The organism is Bradyrhizobium sp. th-b2 (genome assembly GCF_000426785.1).
Lineage (GTDB): Bacteria > Pseudomonadota > Alphaproteobacteria > Rhizobiales > Xanthobacteraceae > Bradyrhizobium > Bradyrhizobium septentrionale.
The window spans coordinates 267135-287331 of the sequence record NZ_AUGA01000006.1 but is presented as its reverse complement, the minus strand read 5'-3'; the positions used below and the strand labels follow the sequence as shown (position 1 = coordinate 287331).

Here is a 20197-nt window from a genome sequence, read left to right as displayed (position 1 = left end):
TCCAGCTTCATGCCGTCTGCGCAAGTGGCCCTGCGGGCAACGCTTGTCACGGCTATGGCTTTTCAGCATCATTGAGCGCAAGACAACACCGCAAGCAGGGCCTGCCTGATGGCTGGCCCCAAGCCAATCAACACGAGGAACGCTGTGGCGGAGAGTGAGAACATCGTCGCCGAGACCGCGGAGAAGATTTTCGCCGATCTCGCGGATGCCCAGACCATCAATCACGACAAGCAGGGCGCATGGAAGGCGCCGCTGTGGCAGGCGCTGACCGAAGCCGGCCTGCCGCTGTCCTGGGTGCCCGACGATCTCGGCGGTTCCGGCGCCAGCCTCGCCGAAGGTTTCAGCGTCCTCAACGTCGCCGGACGGCATGCGATCGCTGTTCCGCTGGCCGAAACAATGCTGGCCGGCTGGCTGCTGACGCAAGCCAAGGTCGCCTCTCCCGAAGGCGAGATGACGGTGCTGCCGGCAAGCCCGAAGGACCGCGTCACGCTCAACGCCGACGGCTCGCTCTCCGGCCGCGCCCGCGGCGTGCCGTTCGCCAAGGACGCAAAGCATTTCGCGGTGCTGGCAAGCGGCAATGGCGGCATCTCGATCGCGCTGGTCGATGCCGCAAAATGCCGGATCGAATCCGGCATCGGACTTGGCGGCGATCACAACGACACCGTTACGCTCGACAAGGTGCAGCCGACCACGACCAGGCCAGCGCCCAAGGGTTTCGACCAGACCACGCTGATGCTGATGGGCGGCGTAGTGCGCAGCCTTCAGATCGCTGGCGCACTGGAGGCGATGCTCGACATCTCCGTGCGCTATTCCAACGAGCGCGTCGCCTTCGAGAAGAAGATCTCGAAATTCCAGGCGGTGCAGCACAACCTCGCCCGTCTCGCCGGCGAGTCCGCCGCGGCGCTGGCCGCCGCGACCTCGGCGGCCGACACCATCGCCAGCGCGAACTCGCTGAACAATGACGCGGTGTTTCTCGAAGCGGCCTCCGCAAAGATCCGCTGCTCGGAAGCAGCTGAGAAAGGCAGCGGCATCGCGCACCAGGTGCACGGCGCGATCGGCTTCACCAACGAGCACATCCTGCACCGCTATTCATTGCGTGCGCTGGCCTGGCGTGACGATTTCGGCTCGGAGAGCTACTGGGCGGTCGAGCTCGGCAAGCTCGTCGCCATCAGGGGCGCCGATGAATTGTGGCCGCTGGTGGCTTCGCGCTGAGATCAGGACAGAGACATCATGACCGCAGCCCTTCGTTTCGATCCGATCCGCCTGCCGGAAAAATGCGAGCAGCTCCGCAAGGAGGTGCGTGCCTTCCTCGCCGAGGAGATCGCCGCCGGCACCTTCGATCCGCACGCGCCGAACCGCGAGGACAATGACGCGCCGGAATTCTCCCGCCGCGTCGGCGCCAAGGGCTGGCTCGGCATGACCTGGCCGAAGAAATATGGCGGCCAGGAGCGTTCGTTCCTCGAACGTTATGTGGTGACCGAGGAAATGCGGGTGGCGAATGCGCCGACCCGGCGCTTCTTCGTCGCCGACCGCCAGAGCGGGCCGGTGCTTTTGAAATACGCGCCCGAGCACATCAAGATGGACATCCTGCCGCGGATCTGCCGCGGCGAGGTCTGTTTTGCGATCGGCATGAGCGAGCCGAACTCCGGCTCCGATCTGTTCGCGGCGAAGACGCGCGCGACCAAGACCGACGGCGGCTATCTGATCAACGGCACCAAGATCTGGACCTCGTCGGCGCACATCGCCGACTACATGATCGCGATTTTCCGCACGTCGCCACCGACCAAGGAAAACCGCCGTCACGGCCTGACCCAGTTCCTGGTCAAGATGAAGCAGCCGGGCATCCAGGTGAACCCGATCGGCCAGATCACCGGCCAGTTCGAGTTCAACGAGGTGGTGTTCACCGACTACTTCGTGCCCGACGATCACGTGCTAGGCGAGGTCGACGGCGCCTGGAAGCAGGCGACATCCGAGCTCGCCTATGAGCGCTCCGGCCCCGAGCGCTTCCTCGAAACCTATTACGTGCTCACCGAACTGGTGCGTGCCGTCGGCAAGCACCCGGACACCCGCAGCGCCGAGGGCATCGGCCGCCTGGTGGCGCAGGTCCACACCATGCGCCGCATGTCGGTGTCGGTCGCCGGCATGCTGCAGGCCGGCAAGGAGCCGGTGGTGGAGGCCTCCATCGTCAAGGACATCGGCACGGTGTGGGAGCAGCAGCTGCCGCATCGCGTGCGCGATCTCGCGGCCTTCGTCGAGGAAACCGCGACCAACCGCGAGACGCTGGAAAAGCAGCTCGATTTCGCCATCAAGACCGCGCCCAAGCTGACGATCCAGGGCGGCACCACCGAGGTGCTGCGCGGCATCATCGCCCGCGGCTTGGGCCTGCGCTAAATTCAACGAGGACAGATCAATGACCAAATACACGGATATCGGCGTCGAGACCCACGGGCATGTCGGCCTGATCGAAATCCGCAAGCCGCCGCTGAACTTCTTCGATGTCGCGCTGATCAACCAGATCGCTGACGCGCTGGAGGAAATCGACAATAATATCGAGATCCGCGCCTCGGTGCTGGCCGCGCAAGGCAAGGCGTTCTGCGCCGGCGCCAATTTTGGCGATCCCTCCCGCCAGGAACAGGAAGAGCGCGCCAAGAGCGATCCGGCCTCGAACCTGCCGATCAACCATCTCTACGTTCAGGCGGTGCGCATCTTCCGCAACAAGAAGCCGATCGTCGCGGCGATCCATGGCGCCGCGATCGGCGGCGGGCTTGGGCTTGCGGTCTCCGCCGACTTCCGCGTCGCCTGCCCCGAGGCGCGTTTCTCGGCGAACTTCACCAAGCTCGGCTTCCATCCGGGCTTCGGCCTCACCACCACGCTGCCGGAGCTGATCGGCAAGAACAATGCCGAGCTGATGTTCTACACCAGCCGCCGCGTCACCGGCGAGGAGGCCTATCGCTGGGGCCTCGCCAACGTGCTGGTGCCGCAGGATCAGGTGCGCGCTGAAGCGATGAAGCTCGCGCAGGAGATCGCCGAATGCTCGCCGCTCGGCCTGGTGTCAACCCGCGCCACCATGCGCGCCGGCCTCGCCGACCGCGTGCTCGCCGCGACCAACCATGAGCTGGAAGAGCAAACCAAGCTGCGCGCGACCGAAGACTTCAAGGAAGGCGTCAAGGCCACCGCCGAACGCCGCGTCGCGAACTTCAGGGGGCGGTGAGGCCAGGCGCGGCGCTCTCAACACGTCGTCCCGGCGAAGGCCGGGACCCATACGCCGCGGCCCACGCAAAAGGCACACGCGGCGTTGCCTTCTTCCTCCACCACCGTTCGGTGGTAATGGGTCCCGGCCTTCGCCGGGACGACAGTGAATTATTTCGGCACCGCCAGCGCATCCACGATCGTCACGCCCTGCCCCTCCGGATGCACCAGCACGGGATTGACCTCGATCTCGGCAATCTCGCTTGCATGCTGCGCTGCCAGCACCGAAATCTGCGAGATCAAGCGCGCAAGGGCTGCGACATCCGCTTTCGGCGCGCCGCGGAAGCCGTGCAGCAGCGGCGCGGCCTTTAGCGTCTCCAGCATCGTGGTCGCTTCCGCCGGGCTCACCGGCGCCGGGCGATAGACCACGTCCTTGAACAATTCGGTGGTGATGCCGCCGAGGCCCACCATCGCCATCGGCCCGAAGGTCGCGTCCGTCATGGTGCCGACGATGATCTCGACGCCCTTCTTCGCCATCGGCCCGACCAGCACGCCCTGGATCGCAGCGTCGGGCCGTTGCTTCTGCACGCTTTCCAGCATGTCGCGATAGGCCGTGAACGCCGCGCCCTTGGCGGCGATGTTGACGCGGACGCCGCCGACCTCGCTCTTGTGCGCGATCGCGGGCGACTGGATCTTCATGACAAGCGGAAATCCGGCGCGCTCGATCGCGGCGTCGAGCCCGTCGCGATCGGTCACCAGCACCTCGTCCGGTAGCGCGATGCCGGCGGCGCGCAGCAGCGACTTGCTGTCATGTTCGGAGAGCGTCTTCGACCTGAGATGCGCGGAAAGATCGTGCATCTGCGACGCAGATGCCGCCGTCTCCGGCGCGGGCTTGAAGGCGGCATAGTCCGCCAGCCGCCGCATCGCGACGCCGACATGGGTCAGCCCCGACAGCACCACCACGCCCGATTTCGCCAGCTCCTGCCGCGCGAAATACGACGGCAGCGTGTAGGAATAGAACACCACCGGCTTGTTCTGCGCCGCGATCAACGGCTTCAGCTCGGCCTCCTTGAACGGCATCCGCGTCTCGCTCGACAGCGACAGCACGACCAAGGTCGCATCGACCTCGTCGGAGGCGTCGAACAGCGCGATGCTCTTCTGCAGTCCGCCGGAGGAGACGCCCTGCGCGGTGACGTCGACGGGATTGCCGGCCGCGCCGTAGGACGGCATCCATTGCTTGATCTGGTTCTGGATCGCGATCGAAAGCTCCGGCACGCGCAGGCCCTGCATCGACACGGTGTCGGCGCCCCAGATGCCGGCGCCGCCTGATACCGTCAGCACCGCGACGCGGTCGCCCTTCGGCAGCGGGTTGGTGGCCAGAACCGCGGCGATGGTCACGGCCTCGTCGAGATCGTTGGAGACGATGAAGCCATACTTCGCGAACACCGCGTCATAGGCCGCCGACCAGCCCGCCATGCTCGCAGTATGCGACGCGGCCGCGCGCTCGCCCGCGCCGGAGCGGCCGACCTTGGTGACGATCACGGGCTTCCTGAGCTCTGCCGCGCGCTTCGCCGCGGTCAAAAAATTGTCGACGTCACGGATGCCCTCGATGAACAACAGGATCACGTCGGTCGAGGCATCCTGCACCATATAGTCGAGGAACTCGCCGGCGCCGAGATCGCTCTCATTGCCGGCGCTGACGACATAGCTAAGGGCTACGCCGAGCGCCTTGGCGCGATGATAGATCGCAAAGCCGATGCCGCCGCTCTGCGCGACGATGCCGATCCGCCGCTGGCTCGCCACCAGATCAGGCGCATCCGGCTTGACGTCGACGGTTGGGCTGAAGGTCGCGGCGACCTTCTGCGCCTGGCTGTAGAATCCTTCCGCGTTCGGACCGGAGATCCGCATCCCGGTTCGCTTCGCCAGCGCCACGATCGCGTCCTGCATGTCAGCGCTGTCGCCGCCCTCCTCGGCAAAGCCGGACGAGATGATGACCGCGTTCCTGACGCCGACGGAGGCGCACTGCTCCAGCGCCGGCAGCACCGCACGGGCCGGAATGACGATGACGGCGAGGTCGATCGGCGCGCCGATCTCGGCGACCGACTTGAAGCATTTTAGGCCGTCGATCTCGTCATAGTTCGGATTGATCGGATAGAGCGCGCCCGGATAGCCGTTCTTGCGCAGCATCGCGAGCAGCCGCCCGGGAATCTTCTCGTGATCGCGCGAGGCGCCGATCAGCGCGATGCTCTTTGGGGCGAAGAAGGAATCGAGCGGATGCGGCATGGGGCGTTCCGATTGTTGTTATTGCGCTCAACGATATTGGATCGTTGCCGTCAGCTCAATCTCTCCAAACAACCGACAGTCGTTCTCCGTCATCCTGAGGAGGCCGCAACGCGGCCGTCTCGAAGGATCGACGGCCGCGGCCGGGCCGTGCATCCTTCGAGACGCGCTGCGCGCTCCTCAGGATGACGGAAAAATGATCTGTAGCGGTCATTGCGAGCGAAGCGAAGCAATCCAACCCTCCACTTGCGGAAACAATGGATTGCTTCGTCGCTTCAGCGCAAAATTGCTTTGCAATTCTGTCGCGAGCTCCTCGCAATGACGGTGGACTACGCCGTCAGCTTGAACGTCACGCCGCAGAGCAGGAACTCATCCCCCGCCACCGCGCAGCCCCTGGCTTTCGAGGCGTCCAGTACCTTCGCCTTGTCGGCGACCTTGAACGTCAACCCGCTCATGATCTCGCTGTCGCCTTTGACGAAGCGGAAGGTCGCATTCGGCAGCTTCACCACGGTGCCGCTGGCGGGAAAGCCGACGATCTTGCCCCAATGCTCCGCCAACCCCTGCGGCTCGGGGCTCTGCATCTCGACCTCGGTCAGTGCCACCGTCGTGTCCCTGCGGATCGATTTCTGCCAGTCCGGGCCGGCCGGCGGATATGGGCCCAGGACGTCGTCGCTGCCGTCGGTGTGGTTGAACTCGATGAAGGCGGCACGGCAGTCGCGCGGGTGCAGCTGCACCCCGTGATAGGGCGCGTGCGTGATCACGTTCGCGGTGCGCACGCCCATCGCATTGGCCTTTACGCCGCGCGCATCGGGATCCTCGCAGCAGAAGATCGCCATGTAGCCGCCGCGGCCGCCGGTCTTCTCGATGAAGCGGCCGGCCGCCGTGCCGGGCCCCGGCTGGAACGGCGCGACCACTTCCAGCAGGATGGTATCGACCGGCAGCAGCGCGTTCTCGAGCCCGTATTTGGCGACGTTGCCGTCGCGGTAACAGACATCGAGGCCCATGATCGCGGAGATGTCCGCGATCACGGGCGCAAGCTGCGGTGCCACCAGGCAGATCTGCCGCAGCCGCATGTACTCGGCCATGTGATTGGTCACGGCTTACTGACCTTGGAAGGTGGGCTTGCGCTTCTCGACGAAGGCCTTGGCCGCTTCCTTGTGGTCGGCGGTGTCGCCGGTGCGGGTGTGATGGATCGCCTCGCCGTCGAAGCAGGCCTCCAGCGTCATCGTCTCGGCATTGTTGATGTTGCGCTTGATGTAGCCGAGCGTCACCGACGGTCCCTGCGCCAGCGATCGCGCGAGTTCCAGCGCCTCGGCCTCGATATCGGCATCGGGCACCACCTTGGAGACCATGCCGAGATTGTACGCCTCCTGCGCCGACAGCACCGGCGACATCAGATAGAGCTCGCGCGCTTTCGCACTGCCGAGCATCTTGGTCAGGAAATAGGTGCCGCCGTAATCGCCGGAGAAACCGACCTTGGCAAAGGCGGTGGTGATCTTGCAGGAGGCGCTGGCGACGCGGAGATCGCAGGACAGCGCGATCGAGAGCCCGGCGCCGGCCGCCGCGCCGTCGAGCTGCGCCACCACCGGCTTCGGCATCGTGTGCAGGATGCGCGAGACCTCCATGCCGCGGCGCAAGTTTGCCATCTTGGCCTCGAACGGCAGCGGCGCGCGGCCTTCGGCCATCGACTTGACGTCGCCGCCGACGCAGAAGGTGCCGCCGGCGCCCCGGATCAGCACCGCGCGCACCTCGATATCGTCCTGCGCACGCCGCGCCGCCTCGACAAGGCCGCGCGTCATGTCCGGATTGAGCGCATTGCGCCGCTCCGGCCGGTTCATGGTGATGGTGAGCAGGCCATGCTCGAGGGATTGGAGAACCATCTGATTGTCGCTCATGGCGTTTTGCCTTTCGTTGTTGTTTTGAATCCGTCGTTCCGGGATGGTGCGTAAGCACCAGACCCGGAACCTCGAGATCCCGGGTTCGATGCTACGCATCGCCCCGGGATGACGCTTCGCGTCACTTCTTCACTAGCGGGCAGCGCGAGTCGGCGAGCGGCTGGAACGCCTGGTCACCCGGCACCGTCGCGAGCAGCTTGTAATCGTCCCAGCGCCCCTTCGATTCCGAGGGCTTCTTGACCTCGAACAGGTACATGTCGTGTACCATGCGGCCGTCCTCGCGAATCCGGCCGTTCTTGGCGAACATGTCGTTGATCGGGGTCTCCTTCATCACCTTCATGACGGCGGCCGCATCGGTGGTGCCGGCGGCCTTCACCGCCTTCAGGTAATGCGTCACCGAGGAATAGACGCCGGCCTGCGCCGAGGTCGGCACCCGCTTGACGCGCTCCATGAAGCGTTTTGAGAACGCGCGGGTGTCGTCATTGAGGTCCCAATAGAACGCTTCCGCCAGCAGCAGGCCTTGCGCGGTGTCGAGCCCGACGCTGTCGATGTCGGTGACGAAGGCCAAGAGCGGCGACAGCTTCTGGCCGGTCTTGGTGAGGCCGAATTCCGCCGCCTGCTTGATCGCGTTGATGGTGTCGCCGCCGGCATTGGCGAGCCCGATCACCTTGGCCTTGGAAGCCTGCGCCTGCAGCAGGAAGGAGGAGAAGTCCGAGGTGTTGATCGGATGCCGCACGTTGCCGAGCACCTTGCCGCCCGACTTCACCACGACATTGCTGGTGTCCTTTTCCAGGTCCTGGCCGAAGGCGTAGTCCGCGGTCAGGAAGAACCAGGTGTCGAGGCCGGATTTCACCGCGGCAAGGCCGGTCACATTGGCCTGCGCAAAGGTATCGAACACATAGTGCACGGTATAGGGGCCGCAGGCCTCGTTGGAGAGGCGGATCGAGCCCGGGCCGTTGAACATGATGATCTTGCCGCGCGCCTTGGCGATCTCGCCGGCGGCAAGCGCCGTCGCTGACGCCGCGACGTCAAAGATCATCTCGACACCCTGGTTGTCGATCATGTCGCGGGCGATGTTGGCGGCAAGGTCGGCCTTGTTGAGATGGTCGCCGACCACGATCTCGACCTTGCGGCCGAGCACCGTGCCGCCGAAATCCTCCACCGCCATCTTGGCCGCGGTTTCGCTGCCCGAGCCGGTGATGTCGGCATAGAGGCTCGACATATCGAGGATGCCGCCGAGCTTCAGCGGAGGCTTGTCCTGCGCCAGCGACGCATTCGCCGAGATCGCAAACACACAGGCCAACACGCCGGCCAAAACTCGTCTCATTCACACCCTCCCCTTGAAGCACGGACCTCATTCCGTCGCGGCCGGTCCGTTTCACGCGCGCGGGATCATGCCGCATGCCATGCACAGCGGCAAGCCGCGGAGCTGACACGTGTTTTCCGCTGAACGGAATGGTCAAGATGTGCGAAGATCGAGCCGTGCAGATTCTATCGATGCAGATTCTGTCGACGCTAGCTCGCAGCACCCTGCTCGCGTGCACGACGCTGCTTGCTTGCGGCGCAAGTCACGCGGCCGGATGCAGTTTCGAGATTCAGGGCGAGGGCCGTGTTGCGGCAGTAATCGATGCGCGCAGCTTCCGGCTCGACGACGGCCGTGAGGTCAAGCTTGCCGGCATCGAGGTGGCGGACAGGACGAAGGCCACCGCCGCGCTGTCGGCGCTGCTGCTCGGCCGCGACGTGACGCTGCGCGGACAGGACGACACGCCGGACCGCTATGGCCGGCAGCCGGCCTATGCTTTCCTCGAAGGCCAAGAGATGCCCGTGCAGGGTGAATTGCTGCGCCGTGGCCTCGCTCTGGTGTCTTCAGGGATCGCCGACAAGGACTGCGCCGCGGCCCTGATGGCGGCGGAGGCCGAGGCGAGGACCGCCCGATCGGGAACCTGGGCCGAGTCCAGCGTCATAAAAAACGCCGAAAGTTCCGACGATATTTTGACCGGGATCGGGCGTTTTACAGTGGTCGAGGGCAGGGTTTTGTCCGTGCGTCAGGCTGGCGCGACGACCTATCTGAATTTCGGCCGAAACTGGACTCGGGACTTTGCTGCGACTATTTCAAGGCGCATAGTCCCTGCGTTCGAGGCTGCCGGGCTTGCGCCCAAGTCTCTGGAAAATCGTAGGATTCGTGTTCGAGGCTGGGTGGAAGCACGACGTGGGCCGCGAATCGAATTGCTCCGGGTGGGGCAGCTTGAAGTGCTCGGCGGGAACTAGGGGCCAGGAGGCCATGCCCCGGCCGGTTCATGGGACAATTTGTGGGTATTTGACGTGATTGAGCACGCAGGACGGCGTGAAGAGGGGACTGGCCGCCGTCTTTGGGCTGCGCCGGCGCTCGTCTGCGCGGCCCTGACGCTCTCGGCCTGCGGCAATATCGGCAATGTCGGCCGTTTCGAGCAGGCCCCCCCGACCGCAGCGGCGGCGCCGGTGAAGCCGAACCGCGTGGTGCAGCAGACGCCCAACAGCGAACGCGAGCATGAGCGCATCCTGTCGTCCTATGGCGGCGCCTATGACGATCCGAAGCTCGAGGCCCTGATCAGCAAGACCGTCGATCAGTTGGTCGCCGCGTCCGAACGGCCCGACCAGGCCTACAAGGTCACGATCCTCAATTCCGGCGCGGTCAACGCCTTCGCGCTGCCGACCGGCCAGCTCTACGTCACGCGCGGCCTGATCGCGCTCGCCAGCGACACTTCCGAGCTCTCCTCGGTGCTGAGCCACGAAATGGCGCATGTGCTGGCCAAGCACGCCGCGATGCGCGAGGACCAGGCGCGCCAGGCCGCGGTCGTGACGCGCGTCGTCACCGACATGAGCAGCGACCCCGATCTCACGGCGCTGGCGCTCGCCAAGACCAAGCTGACAATGGCGAGCTTCTCGCGGCAGCAGGAGTTCGAGGCCGACGGCATCGGCGTCGGGATCGCCGCGCGCGCACATTTCGATCCCTACGGCGCGGCGCGCTTCCTGACCGCGATGGAGCGCAATGCCGCGCTCAAGGTCGGCAAGACCGCGCTCGATCCGCGCGCGCAGGACTTCACCTCGTCGCATCCGGCGACGCCTGAGCGCATCGCCAATGCGCAGACCACCGCGCGGCAATACTCGTCGCCCGAAAACAACGAGCGCGACCGCGAGACCTATCTCGCCGCGATCGATAACATCGTCTATGGCGAGGACCCCAGCGAGGGGTTTGTGCGCGGCCGCCGCTTCCTGCATCCCAAGCTCGGCTTCACCTTCACCGCGCCCGACAATTTCACGCTCGACAACACCGCGCAGGCGGTGATCGGCGTCCGCGAGGGCGGCAGCCAGGCGATGCGCTTCGATGTGGTGCGGGTACCGGCCGAGCAGTCGCTCGGCGACTATCTGAACTCCGGCTGGATGGAAGGCGTCGAGAAGTCCTCGACCGAGGACCTCAACATCAATGGCTTTCCGGCGGCATCGGCCACCGCGCATGGCGACCAGTGGCAGTTCAAGGTCTACGCGCTGCGCTTCGGCAGCGACGTCTATCGCTTCATCTTCGCCGCCAAGCAGAAATCCACCGAGAGCGAGCGTAACGCGCGCGAGACCGTCAGCTCGTTCCGCCGCCTGACGCTCGACGAGATCCAGGCCGCGCGCCCGCTGCGCATCAAGGTCATCAACGTGCAGCCCGGCGATACCGTGGAATCGCTGTCGCACCGCATGGCCGGCATCGATCATCCGGCCGAGCGCTTCCGCGTGCTCAACGGACTCGATTCCCACGCCCAGGTGAAGCCGCGCGACCGCGTCAAGATCGTGGTGGATTGAGGCCGTGCACGCACCCTCACCACCGTCGTCCCGGCGAACGCCGGGACCCATAACCACCGTTATCGATTGATGGAAAAAGTTGGGGCCAACAGCGCGCCCTAACACCATCTTCCTTTGGTTATGGGTCCCTGCTTCGCAGGGACGACGTAGAGAGAGAACGCGCTATTTCGCCTTCTCCTTCAAGAAGGCGATGATGTCGGCGCGATCCTTCGGATCCTGAACCTCGTAGAACATCTTGGTGCCCGGAACCATGGCGTCCGGACCGGTCAGCCATTTGTCGAGATTCGCCTCGGTCCACACGATCTTCGAGTCCTTCAGCGCCGGCGAGTAATTGTAGCCTGCGACCGAGCCGGCGAGGCGGCCGACGACACCCTTGTGCATCGGGCCGACGTCGTTCTTCTCGATCGAATGGCAATCGCCGCAGCCCTGGTACAGCGTGGCGCCGCGCGCCGGATCTCCCGCCGCCCGGGCGCTGTTGAGGGCGAGTACAAGCGCAATCGCCGCCATCGCGGCGATTTTGGCGTGCCGCGGCGCGATGGCGCCTGCGATCGAACGAATAGTCATTCCATGGGGCTCCTGTTTGCCACCACAACAGGAGCAGCCACCCTGCCATTCTATTCCCTGAAATTCCGCCTGCGGGCGGGTTCCTTCAATCCTCGCAGCGGCCGACGTAATTGCGGGTCAGATGATAATGCGCGCCCGAGCGGGCGTATTCCTGATGCAGGCAGCCATCGGTGCGGTGGTGCAATTGCTGCGCGCCCTCGCAATTGAAGTGCTCGAAGTGCAGCCTGACCACGCGGGCGTTGTCGAGATAGGTCGCGAAATAGTGCCCGGCATTGGGCCGCGACCCGCACATATGCAGGACCGCATTGCGGATATCGGGCGGCAGATTGTCGATGCGCTCCGCGTTCCAGGGGTCATCGCGCGGAAAGCTGCCCCCGCGGGCAAAGACCCCCGATGGGTCCAGCAGACCCAGCAGCAGAGCGCCAATGGCAATCGGTGCGCGATATCCGCGTGGCGTTCGAGCGGTCATGCCGTGCCGCCTCGATCGGCAGCCCAAGCTTGCCGCACAATGGCGCAGGACGCCAGCCGCATTGATCGCTGACATCAGCACGTCTTGTTGAAGTTTTTTCCCGTCTGCGAGGAATATCCGCGTCATCGGCCGATCTATTCCAAGCTGCCACCTCCGCAGCGCGCCGCGCGACAGGAGCATCCCCAGTGTTTCCCAACCGGTGCGGCGCCGTCGCTCGACTTGCCCAACTCGGGTGCGCGCTTGCTGCGCTCACACTCGCAGCAGCCACCGCCGCGCGCGCGGACGGCTGTCCCAAGGCGAGCGACGAAATTGCGACCGACCGGCCCGACGTAACCAATTCGAGTATCGTCGTGCCGGTCGGGAGCTTGCAGAACGAGAACGGCGTCAACCTGACCGGCCGCAACAGTGGCCGCAGCATCGACGGCAGCAACAGCCGCTGGCGGCTCGGCATCGCGCCCTGCCTCGAAGTGCTGATCGACCTGCCGAGCTATACCGGCACGCTGAAGTCGCCCGGCGCCTCGGGATTTTCCGACGTGGCGCCCGGGATCAAATGGCAGATCAGCCCGGTGCCGGGGAAGATCGACCTCTCACTCACCGCCGGCGTCGCGCTGCCGACCGGTGCGGCCGAAATCGCCGGGCGCGGCGCGCAGCCCTACATCCAGCTGCCATGGTCCTGGGAGCTGCATGACGGCTGGGGCGTCAGCGGCATGTTCACGGAATTCTTCCGTCCCGCCGAGCTGACGGGACGGCACATGTCGGAAGCGACCTTCGTGATCGAGAAGAAGCTGACCGAGCGGATCAGCGTGTTCACTGAATATGTCGGCGACTATCCCGACGGCGCGCGGCCGACCCAGCTGATCAATTCCGGCGGTCTCTACCGGATCACGCCGACCCAGCAGGTCGACCTCCATGTCGCGTTCGGGCTCAACCGCAACTCGCCGAACTATATCGTCGGTGCGGGGTATTCGTTCCGCGTCGACGGACTGTTCCGATGACGATGGGTGATAGGCCCATCTCAATCCGCGCGGCGCTTCCACCTCCCCTTGAAAAGGGGAGGTCGCTTTGCTCGCCAGAGCAAAGCGGGTGGGGATCTGCTCTCCCGCTTGCAGCGTCGCCTGCGGCTGACCCCCATCCCGACCCTCCCCCTTTCAGGGGGAAGGAGAAGACAGGGCTGCGTGCTAATTAACTTCGGCTTCGCGCAGGCCGCTGAGCCACAGCGCCAGCAGCGTCCACACCGCGCCCGACAGAAGATAGGCACCGGCCGAGATCAGGCCGAAATGGGTCGCCAGCAGCAGCGCTGCGAGTGGCGCAAAGCCGGCGCCGAACAGCCAGGCGAAATCCGAGGTCAGCGCCGAGGCCGTGTAGCGATAGGTCCGCGCGAAGCTCGAGGCGATCGCGCCCGACGACTGGCCGAACGACAGGCCCAGCAGCACGAAGCCGAGCACCATGTAGACCGTCTCGCCGACCGCGCCGGCATCGAGCAGCTGCGGGGCGAAGCCGCTGTAGACAGCGATCGCGACCGCCGATCCGAGCAGCAGCGGCTTGCGGCCGACGCGGTCGGCGATCATGCCGGAGGCGATGATCGCGACGACGCCGACAGCGGCGCCGATCATCTCGATGATCAGGAAGCGCACCGGGCTTTCCTTGGTGAACAGGAACACCCAGGACAGCGGAAACACCGTAACCATGTGGAACAGGGCAAAGCTCGCCAGCGGCGCAAACGCGCCGAGCAGGATGTGGCGGCCCTCCTGCTTGATGGTTTCGCCGACCCGCGCCGGCTCGAGATCGCGGCTTTCGAACAGCTCGGAATATTCATCGGTCGCCACCATGCGCAGCCGCGCGAACAGTGCCACCACGTTGATGGCGAAGGCGACGAAGAACGGATAGCGCCAGCCCCAATCGAAGAAATCATCCGCCGAGAGGTTGCCGGCGAAGAACGCGAACAGCGCGCTCGCCACGATCAGCCCGAGCGGCGCGCCGAGTTGCGGCACCATCGCATACCAGCCGCGGCGATTCGGCGGCGAATTCATCGCGAGCAGCGAGGCGAGACCGTCCCACGCGCCGCCCCAGGCGATGCCCTGCGCGAGCCGCGCGGCAGCCAATAGCCAGATCGCCGCGACGCCGATCGTGTCGTAGCCAGGCAGGAAGGCGATCGCGACCGTGGCGGTGCCGAGCAGCAACAGCGCGATGACGAGCTTGGCGCCCTTGCCGTGGCGGCGGTCGACCGCCATGAAGATGACGGTGCCGAGCGGCCGCGCGGCGAAAGCCAGCGCGAAGATCCCGAACGAATAGAGCGTGCCGGTCAGTTCATTGACGAACGGGAAGACCAGCTTCGGGAACACGATCACCGAGGCGATTGCATAGACAAAGAAGTCGAAGAATTCCGAGGTGCGTCCGATGATGACGCCGATGGCGATTTCGCCGGGTTTCGCCTGCCCGTGGCCTGATGCCGTCGGGGTGCCGTGAGCCATTGCTGGGGCTTGTGCCATCGCCGGAGAACCGTCCTTTGGAGCATGATCCGGAAAAGTGGAAACCGGTTTTCCGAACAGATCATGCTCAAACAAGATGAGGCCACGAGCAGAATTTGCCACGCGGTCCACTTCACCTTCTGACCTCCTATCCCGCAGTGCAACATTGGACAAATTGTCCAATGTCAACTTTGCTGCATCGCAGCTACCCGTTGGCGGAACTCATGAAATTCTAGCGGGGTGAGCCGTGCGCGCCTTGAAATTACTGGCCTTATTGCCGTTCGCGGCGTTCCTTGGCGGGTGCGATTTCGTCGTCCTGGCGCCTGCCGGCGACATCGCCGCGCAGCAGCGCGACCTCGTCGTGATCTCCACCATCCTGATGCTCGTGATCGTGCTTCCGGTGATGGCGCTGACCATCTTCTTCGCCTGGCGCTACCGGCAATCCAATACCGAAGCATCGTACGAGCCGGACTGGGGTCACTCGACCCAGCTCGAGCTGGTGATCTGGTCAGCGCCGCTACTCATCATCATCTGCCTCGGCGCGCTGACCTGGATGGGCACGCATCTGCTCGATCCCTACCGCTCGCTCGGCCGCATCGCCGCCGACAAGCCGATCGAGAGCAAGGACGCCCCGCTCAATGTCGAGGTGGTCGCGCTCGACTGGAAGTGGCTGTTCATCTACCCGGATTACGGCGTCGCCGCCGTCAACGAGCTCGCAGCTCCGATCGACCGCCCGATCCGCTTCCGCATCACGGCATCTTCCGTGATGAACTCGTTCTACATCCCCGCCCTCGCCGGCCAGATCTACGCGATGCCGGGCATGGAGACTAAGCTGCACGCGGTCGCCAACCAGGAGGGCACCTTCCGCGGCTTCTCCGCCAACTACAGCGGTGCCGGCTTCTCCGGCATGCATTTCGACTTCAAGAGCCTGTCGTCCCAAGGCTTCGACAAGTGGGTCGCCAACGCCAAGGCCAGCACCAACATGCTCGGCCGCACCGACTATCTGCAGCTCGAGCGTCCGAGCCAGAACGATCCGGTGCGGCTCTATGGCACCGTCGATCGCGATCTCTACAAGGCGATCCTCAACATGTGCGTCGAGCCGGGCAAGATGTGCATGAGCGAGATGATGGCGATCGACGCCAAGGGCGGGCTCGGCCGCGAAGGCCTCAACAACACCCTGCCGCTGACTTACGACAAATACGCCCGCCGCGGCGCGCCGCTCGGCACTGAGCCGACCTTCGTCGCCGGCATCTGCTCGATGGACGAGATCAAGGATGCGCCATCGCGTGACGTTCTCGCGCCGCTCGACCTGACGCCACTGCGCGGCGTCGGGCTGAAGCGGCCGCCGTTCTCGCCCGCCCATCCGTCATCGACGTCTTTGCTGCTCGGCCAGCGCCCGAAATCAGACTCCTGAGGAGCGCCGCATGAATCCCGATCTCATCAAGATGATCTTCGGCCGCCTCAATCTGGAAGCGCTGCCGTTCCATGAGCCGATCCTGGTCGGCACCTTCGCGGTGGTTGCGACCGGCGGCCTCGCGCTGTTCGCGCTCGTCACCTACTTCCGGCTCTGGGGCTATCTGTGGAGCGAGTGGTTCACCACCGTCGACCACAAGCGCATCGGCATCATGTACATGATCCTCGGCATTGTGATGCTGCTGCGCGGCTTTGCGGATGCGCTGATGATGCGGCTGCAGCAGGCGGTCGCCTTCAACGGCTCCGACGGCTATCTCCCGGCCCATCACTACGACCAGATCTTCACCGCGCATGGCGTGATCATGATCTTCTTCGTGGCGATGCCGCTGGTGACCGGCCTGATGAACTATGTGGTGCCGCTGCAGATCGGCGCCCGCGACGTCTCCTTCCCGTTCCTCAACAATTTCAGCTTCTGGATGACGGTCGGCGGCGCCGTGCTGGTGATGATGTCGCTGTTCGTCGGCGAATTCGCCCGCACCGGCTGGCTCGCCTACCCGCCGCTGTCGAACATCGGCTACAGTCCCGACGTCGGCGTCGATTATTACATATGGGGACTGCAGGTCGCCGGCGTCGGCACGACGCTATCGGGCATCAATTTGGTCTGCACCATCGTCAAGCTGCGCGCACCAGGCATGACGATGATGAAGATGCCGGTGTTCACCTGGACCTCGCTCTGCACCAACGTCCTGATCGTCGCCTCCTTCCCGGTGCTAACCGCGGTGCTGGCGCTGCTGTCGCTCGACCGCTACGTCGGCACCAATTTCTTCACGAACGACTTCGGCGGCAACCCGATGATGTACGTGAACCTGATCTGGATCTGGGGCCACCCCGAGGTCTACATCCTGGTGCTGCCGGCGTTCGGCATCTTCTCCGAGGTGACCGCGACGTTCTCCGGCAAGCGGCTGTTCGGCTACACCTCGATGGTCTACGCCACGGTCGTCATCACCATCCTGTCCTACCTGGTCTGGCTGCACCACTTCTTCACGATGGGCTCCGGCGCCAGCGTGAACTCGTTCTTCGGCATCACCACCATGATCATCTCGATCCCGACGGGCGCGAAGATGTTCAACTGGCTGTTCACGATGTATCGCGGCCGCATCCGCTTCGAGCTGCCGATGATGTGGACGGTGGCGTTCATGCTGACCTTCGTGATCGGCGGCATGACCGGCGTGCTGCTCGCGGTGCCGCCGGCCGATTTCGTGCTGCATAACAGCCTGTTCCTGATCGCGCATTTCCACAACGTGATCATCGGCGGCGTGCTGTTCGGCCTGTTCGCCGGCATCAACTACTGGTTCCCGAAGGCGTTCGGCTTCAGACTCGATCCGTTCTGGGGCAAGCTGTCGTTCTGGTTCTGGGTCTCGGGCTTCTACTTCGCCTTCATGCCGCTCTACGTGCTCGGCCTGATGGGCGTGACGAGACGGCTTCGCGTGTTCGACGATCCGTCCCTGCAGATCTGGTTCGTCATCGCGGCCTTCGGCGCCTTCCTGATCCTGCTCGGCATCGGCGCGATGCTGGTGCAGTTCGCGGTCAGCATTCTCAGACGCGAACAGCTGAAGGACACCACCGGCGATCCCTGGAACGCGCGCACGCTGGAATGGGCGACCTCGTCGCCGCCGCCGGACTACAATTTCGCCTTCACGCCTGTGATCTACGACAACGACGCCTGGTGGGACATGAAGCGCCGCGGCTACAGGCGCCCGCTGACCGGCTTCAAGCCGATCCACATGCCGTCCAACACCGGCACCGGCATCATCCTCGCCGGACTGGCGACAGTGATGGGGTTCGGCCTGATCTGGTACATCTGGTGGCTCGCCGCCATCAGCTTCATTGCGCTGCTCGCGGTCGCGATCGGCCACACCTTCAACTATCACCGCGACTTCCACATCCCGGCGGATGAGGTGGTGCGGGCCGAAGACGCGCGGACGCGCGTTCTCGCCGCGGGAGCCCAGCCATGACCGTTGCTACCGTCTCCACCCAAAGCTCCGAACCGATCTTTCACGTCATCGACGAGCACGCACATCCGGAAGGGGCCAGCACCATGCTGGGCTTCTGGATCTACCTGATGAGCGACTGCCTCATCTTCGCGATGCTGTTTGCGACCTATGGCGTGCTCGGCGGCAACTATGCCGCCGGTCCGGCGCCGAAGGACCTGTTCGACCTCAAGCTGGTCGCGCTCAACACCACGATGCTGCTGCTCTCCTCGATCACCTATGGCTTTGCCATGCTGACGATGGAGAAATCGCGGATCGGCGCGACGCAGATCTGGCTTGCGATCACCGGACTGTTCGGCCTCGCCTTCCTCGGCATCGAGCTCACCGAGTTCGCGCACATGATCCATGAGGGCGCGACGCCGCAGCGTAGCGCGTTCCTGTCGTCGTTCTTCACACTGGTCGGCACCCACGGCCTGCACGTCACCTTCGGCCTGGTCTGGCTGGTGACGCTGATGGTGCAGACCGCGCGTTTCGGCCTGACCGAAGCCAACCGGCGCCGGCTGATGTGCCTCTCGATGTTCTGGCACTTCCTCGACGTGGTCTGGATCGGCGTCTTCACCTTCGTCTACCTCCTGGGAATGCTGCGATGACAACAGACTCTCACGCCCTGCACTCCGGCGCCGGCGATCACGGTCACCACGCCCACGATGGCGCCGCCCATGGCTCGCTCAAGACCTATCTGATCGGCTTCGGCCTCTCGGTGATCCTCACGGCGGTGCCGTTCTGGCTGGTGATGACCGGCACGATCGCGGACAAGGCGATCACGGCTCTGATCGTGCTGGTGCTGGCCGCGGTGCAGATCGTCGTGCACATGGTGTACTTCCTGCACATGAACACACGGTCCGAGAACGGCTGGACCATGATGGCGCTGATCTTCACCGTGATCATGGTGGTGATCGCGCTGACCGGCTCGCTGTGGGTCATGCATCATCTGAACGTCAACATGATGCCCCTGCACGACATGAGCCAGATGCCGTGACGGCGGAGGCTCCTCATCCGACTTCACCTCTCCCGCTTGCGGGGGAGCGTAGGCCGCCGTCGGCGGCCGTCTCTGAAGAACGCCGAAGCAAAGCTTCGGCTATGTCGCATCGTAAGATGCGATCCGGGTGGGGGCTTTCTCCGCAAAATGATCCTACCGACTCGCGGCGACACCTCCACCCCAGCCCTCCCCCGCAAGCGGGAGAGGGGGTGCAGTCCCGGCGCGGCCGCAGTTCGACTCTCCGTCGCTATTCACTGCTCACGCTCGGCATGCTGGGTGTGGTGCTGCTGATTGCGCTCGGGGTCTGGCAGGTCGAACGCAGGACCTGGAAGCTGGCGCTGATCGAGCGGGTCGAGCAGCGCATGCATGCGGCGTCGACAGCGCCGCCGCCCCCGTCGTCATGGCCGGCGGTCACCGCCGCGAGCGACGAATACCGCCGCGTCACCGTGCGCGGCACTTTCCTCAATGCCGACGAGACGCTGGTGCAGGCCGTGACATCAGACGGTCCAGGCTTCTGGGTGCTGACCCCGCTGCGCATGGCTGACGGAACCACGGTGCTGGTCAATCGCGGCTTTGTGCCGCCTGAGCGGCGCGATCCCACGACACGGCGCGACGGCGAGCCGCAGGGCACCGTCAGCGTCACCGGCTTGTTGCGGATGTCGGAGCCGAAGGGCGGTTTCCTGCGCAACAATGACCCCGCATCTGGCCGCTGGTATTCGCGCGACGTCGCCGCGATCGCCGCCAACCATGGATTGTCGCAGACCGCCCCCTTCTTCATCGATGCCGATGCGACGCCCAATCCGGGCGGCACTCCGGTCGGCGGGCTTACGATCGTGCGGTTTCCAAACAACCACCTGATTTACGCGCTGACATGGTTCGCGCTGGCCATTATGCTGGCGGGCGCGCTCCTGCGCATCATCAGCGGCAGGGGTCGCGCCGGCGCCGATCCAAGGTGGGACTCAAGGCGCGCCGCCGTGCGCCGCCTGATCGGCGTAGCCCGCAATCTGTCTCGCGACACAGGCCCAGATGCTCGAGCGCACATCGGATCCGCATGACGAAGAGGC

General features: G+C 64.8%; 18 protein-coding genes. 11 read left to right on the top strand and 7 right to left on the bottom strand.

Annotation, left to right across the window (positions count from 1 at the left end):
• Window positions 1–144: 144 nt before the first annotated feature.
• The 3 genes from K359_RS0112410 to K359_RS0112400 are packed head-to-tail and all read left to right on the top strand — an operon-like array spanning window position 145 to window position 3211.
• Entirely contained in the window at window positions 145–1212 is a 1068-nt protein-coding gene (locus tag K359_RS0112410) for an acyl-CoA dehydrogenase family protein (RefSeq protein ID WP_029079643.1), read from the top strand.
• A gap of 18 nt (window positions 1213–1230) precedes the next feature.
• Window positions 1231–2391 (top strand): acyl-CoA dehydrogenase family protein, encoded by a 1161-nt coding sequence (locus K359_RS0112405; RefSeq protein ID WP_029079642.1) that lies wholly within the window; start codon window positions 1231–1233, stop codon window positions 2389–2391.
• A gap of 19 nt (window positions 2392–2410) precedes the next feature.
• A complete protein-coding gene (locus K359_RS0112400) occupies window positions 2411–3211 on the top strand; it encodes an enoyl-CoA hydratase/isomerase family protein (protein WP_029079641.1) in 801 nt (266 codons plus the stop codon).
• Between the two features lie 149 nt (window positions 3212–3360).
• Here K359_RS0112400 and K359_RS0112395 read toward each other — a convergent pair whose 3' ends face one another.
• The 4 genes from K359_RS0112395 to K359_RS0112380 all read right to left on the bottom strand — a co-directional run bounded on the left by K359_RS0112395 (window position 3361) and on the right by K359_RS0112380 (window position 8691).
• Window positions 3361–5472 carry an acetate--CoA ligase family protein gene (locus tag K359_RS0112395; RefSeq protein WP_029079640.1) on the bottom strand — a complete coding sequence of 704 codons (2112 nt, stop codon included), beginning with the start codon at window positions 5470–5472 and terminating at the stop codon, window positions 3361–3363.
• Window positions 5473–5798: 326 nt separating this feature from the next.
• Entirely contained in the window at window positions 5799–6554 is a 756-nt protein-coding gene (locus K359_RS0112390) for a hypothetical protein (protein ID WP_029079639.1), read from the bottom strand.
• A 15-nt stretch (window positions 6555–6569) separates the two neighbouring features.
• Entirely contained in the window at window positions 6570–7364 is a 795-nt protein-coding gene (locus K359_RS0112385; protein ID WP_029079638.1) for an enoyl-CoA hydratase, read from the bottom strand.
• Between the two features lie 121 nt (window positions 7365–7485).
• Window positions 7486–8691: an ABC transporter substrate-binding protein gene (locus K359_RS0112380; RefSeq protein WP_029079637.1), complete on the bottom strand. Its 1206-nt coding sequence runs from the start codon at window positions 8689–8691 to the stop codon at window positions 7486–7488.
• A 170-nt stretch (window positions 8692–8861) separates the two neighbouring features.
• On the opposite strand from K359_RS0112380, the gene K359_RS0112375 reads away from it, so the two are divergent.
• Together K359_RS0112375 and K359_RS0112370 are read left to right on the top strand one after the other, a co-directional pair.
• A complete protein-coding gene (locus K359_RS0112375) occupies window positions 8862–9632 on the top strand; it encodes a thermonuclease family protein (protein ID WP_084518371.1) in 771 nt (256 codons plus the stop codon).
• Between the two features lie 54 nt (window positions 9633–9686).
• Entirely contained in the window at window positions 9687–11189 is a 1503-nt protein-coding gene (locus tag K359_RS0112370) for a M48 family metalloprotease (protein WP_051346100.1), read from the top strand.
• A 162-nt stretch (window positions 11190–11351) separates the two neighbouring features.
• Here K359_RS0112370 and K359_RS0112365 read toward each other — a convergent pair whose 3' ends face one another.
• Both K359_RS0112365 and K359_RS0112360 read right to left on the bottom strand, forming a co-directional pair.
• On the bottom strand, window positions 11352–11753 hold the full coding sequence (locus K359_RS0112365; protein ID WP_051346099.1) for a cytochrome c family protein: 402 nt from the start codon (window positions 11751–11753) through the stop codon (window positions 11352–11354).
• Window positions 11754–11838: 85 nt separating this feature from the next.
• Window positions 11839–12222 carry a hypothetical protein gene (locus K359_RS0112360; RefSeq protein WP_051346098.1) on the bottom strand — a complete coding sequence of 128 codons (384 nt, stop codon included), beginning with the start codon at window positions 12220–12222 and terminating at the stop codon, window positions 11839–11841.
• A gap of 185 nt (window positions 12223–12407) precedes the next feature.
• Between K359_RS0112360 and K359_RS0112355 the strand changes: the two genes are divergently transcribed.
• On the top strand, window positions 12408–13217 hold the full coding sequence (locus K359_RS0112355) for a transporter (protein ID WP_029079632.1): 810 nt from the start codon (window positions 12408–12410) through the stop codon (window positions 13215–13217).
• Between the two features lie 183 nt (window positions 13218–13400).
• On the opposite strand, the gene K359_RS0112350 is transcribed toward K359_RS0112355, so the two are convergent.
• Complete coding sequence (locus tag K359_RS0112350; RefSeq protein ID WP_029079631.1) at window positions 13401–14693, bottom strand: MFS transporter; 1293 nt, start codon at window positions 14691–14693, stop codon at window positions 13401–13403.
• 244 nt (window positions 14694–14937) lie between these two features.
• Between K359_RS0112350 and cyoA the strand changes: the two genes are divergently transcribed.
• The 5 genes from cyoA (at window position 14938) to K359_RS0112325 (ending at window position 20188) form a co-directional block, all read left to right on the top strand.
• Window positions 14938–16104, top strand: a complete 1167-nt coding sequence (gene cyoA, locus K359_RS0112345) for a ubiquinol oxidase subunit II (RefSeq protein WP_029079630.1) — start codon at window positions 14938–14940, stop codon at window positions 16102–16104.
• Between the two features lie 10 nt (window positions 16105–16114).
• Window positions 16115–18118 carry a cytochrome o ubiquinol oxidase subunit I gene (gene cyoB, locus K359_RS0112340; protein WP_029079629.1) on the top strand — a complete coding sequence of 668 codons (2004 nt, stop codon included), beginning with the start codon at window positions 16115–16117 and terminating at the stop codon, window positions 18116–18118.
• A complete protein-coding gene (gene cyoC, locus K359_RS0112335) occupies window positions 18115–18744 on the top strand; it encodes a cytochrome o ubiquinol oxidase subunit III (protein ID WP_029079628.1) in 630 nt (209 codons plus the stop codon). The genes cyoB and cyoC overlap by 4 nt, the downstream gene beginning before the upstream one ends.
• Entirely contained in the window at window positions 18741–19133 is a 393-nt protein-coding gene (cyoD, locus tag K359_RS0112330) for a cytochrome o ubiquinol oxidase subunit IV (protein ID WP_029079627.1), read from the top strand. The genes cyoC and cyoD overlap by 4 nt, the downstream gene beginning before the upstream one ends.
• A gap of 269 nt (window positions 19134–19402) precedes the next feature.
• Complete coding sequence (locus K359_RS0112325) at window positions 19403–20188, top strand: SURF1 family protein (protein WP_035976491.1); 786 nt, start codon at window positions 19403–19405, stop codon at window positions 20186–20188.
• The last annotated feature ends 9 nt before the right edge of the window (window positions 20189–20197 follow it).

What these genes read in the sequence shown, in the direction of transcription:
- K359_RS0112405 (WP_029079642.1), top strand. Translation starts at nt 1,231, where the DNA reads ATGACCGCAGCCCTTCGTTTCGATCCGATCCGCCTGCCGGAAAAATGC.
- K359_RS0112400 (WP_029079641.1), top strand. Translation starts at nt 2,411, where the DNA reads ATGACCAAATACACGGATATCGGCGTCGAGACCCACGGGCATGTCGGC.
- K359_RS0112395 (WP_029079640.1), bottom strand. Translation starts at nt 5,472, where the DNA reads ATGCCGCATCCGCTCGATTCCTTCTTCGCCCCAAAGAGCATCGCGCTG.
- K359_RS0112390 (WP_029079639.1), bottom strand. Translation starts at nt 6,554, where the DNA reads ATGGCCGAGTACATGCGGCTGCGGCAGATCTGCCTGGTGGCACCGCAG.
- K359_RS0112385 (WP_029079638.1), bottom strand. Translation starts at nt 7,364, where the DNA reads ATGAGCGACAATCAGATGGTTCTCCAATCCCTCGAGCATGGCCTGCTC.
- K359_RS0112380 (WP_029079637.1), bottom strand. Translation starts at nt 8,691, where the DNA reads ATGAGACGAGTTTTGGCCGGCGTGTTGGCCTGTGTGTTTGCGATCTCG.
- K359_RS0112375 (WP_084518371.1), top strand. Translation starts at nt 8,862, where the DNA reads ATGCAGATTCTGTCGACGCTAGCTCGCAGCACCCTGCTCGCGTGCACG.
- K359_RS0112365 (WP_051346099.1), bottom strand. Translation starts at nt 11,753, where the DNA reads ATGACTATTCGTTCGATCGCAGGCGCCATCGCGCCGCGGCACGCCAAA.
- K359_RS0112360 (WP_051346098.1), bottom strand. Translation starts at nt 12,222, where the DNA reads ATGACCGCTCGAACGCCACGCGGATATCGCGCACCGATTGCCATTGGC.
- K359_RS0112350 (WP_029079631.1), bottom strand. Translation starts at nt 14,693, where the DNA reads ATGGCTCACGGCACCCCGACGGCATCAGGCCACGGGCAGGCGAAACCC.
- cyoB (WP_029079629.1), top strand. Translation starts at nt 16,115, where the DNA reads ATGAATCCCGATCTCATCAAGATGATCTTCGGCCGCCTCAATCTGGAA.
- cyoC (WP_029079628.1), top strand. Translation starts at nt 18,115, where the DNA reads ATGACCGTTGCTACCGTCTCCACCCAAAGCTCCGAACCGATCTTTCAC.
- cyoD (WP_029079627.1), top strand. Translation starts at nt 18,741, where the DNA reads ATGACAACAGACTCTCACGCCCTGCACTCCGGCGCCGGCGATCACGGT.
- K359_RS0112325 (WP_035976491.1), top strand. Translation starts at nt 19,403, where the DNA reads ATGCTGGGTGTGGTGCTGCTGATTGCGCTCGGGGTCTGGCAGGTCGAA.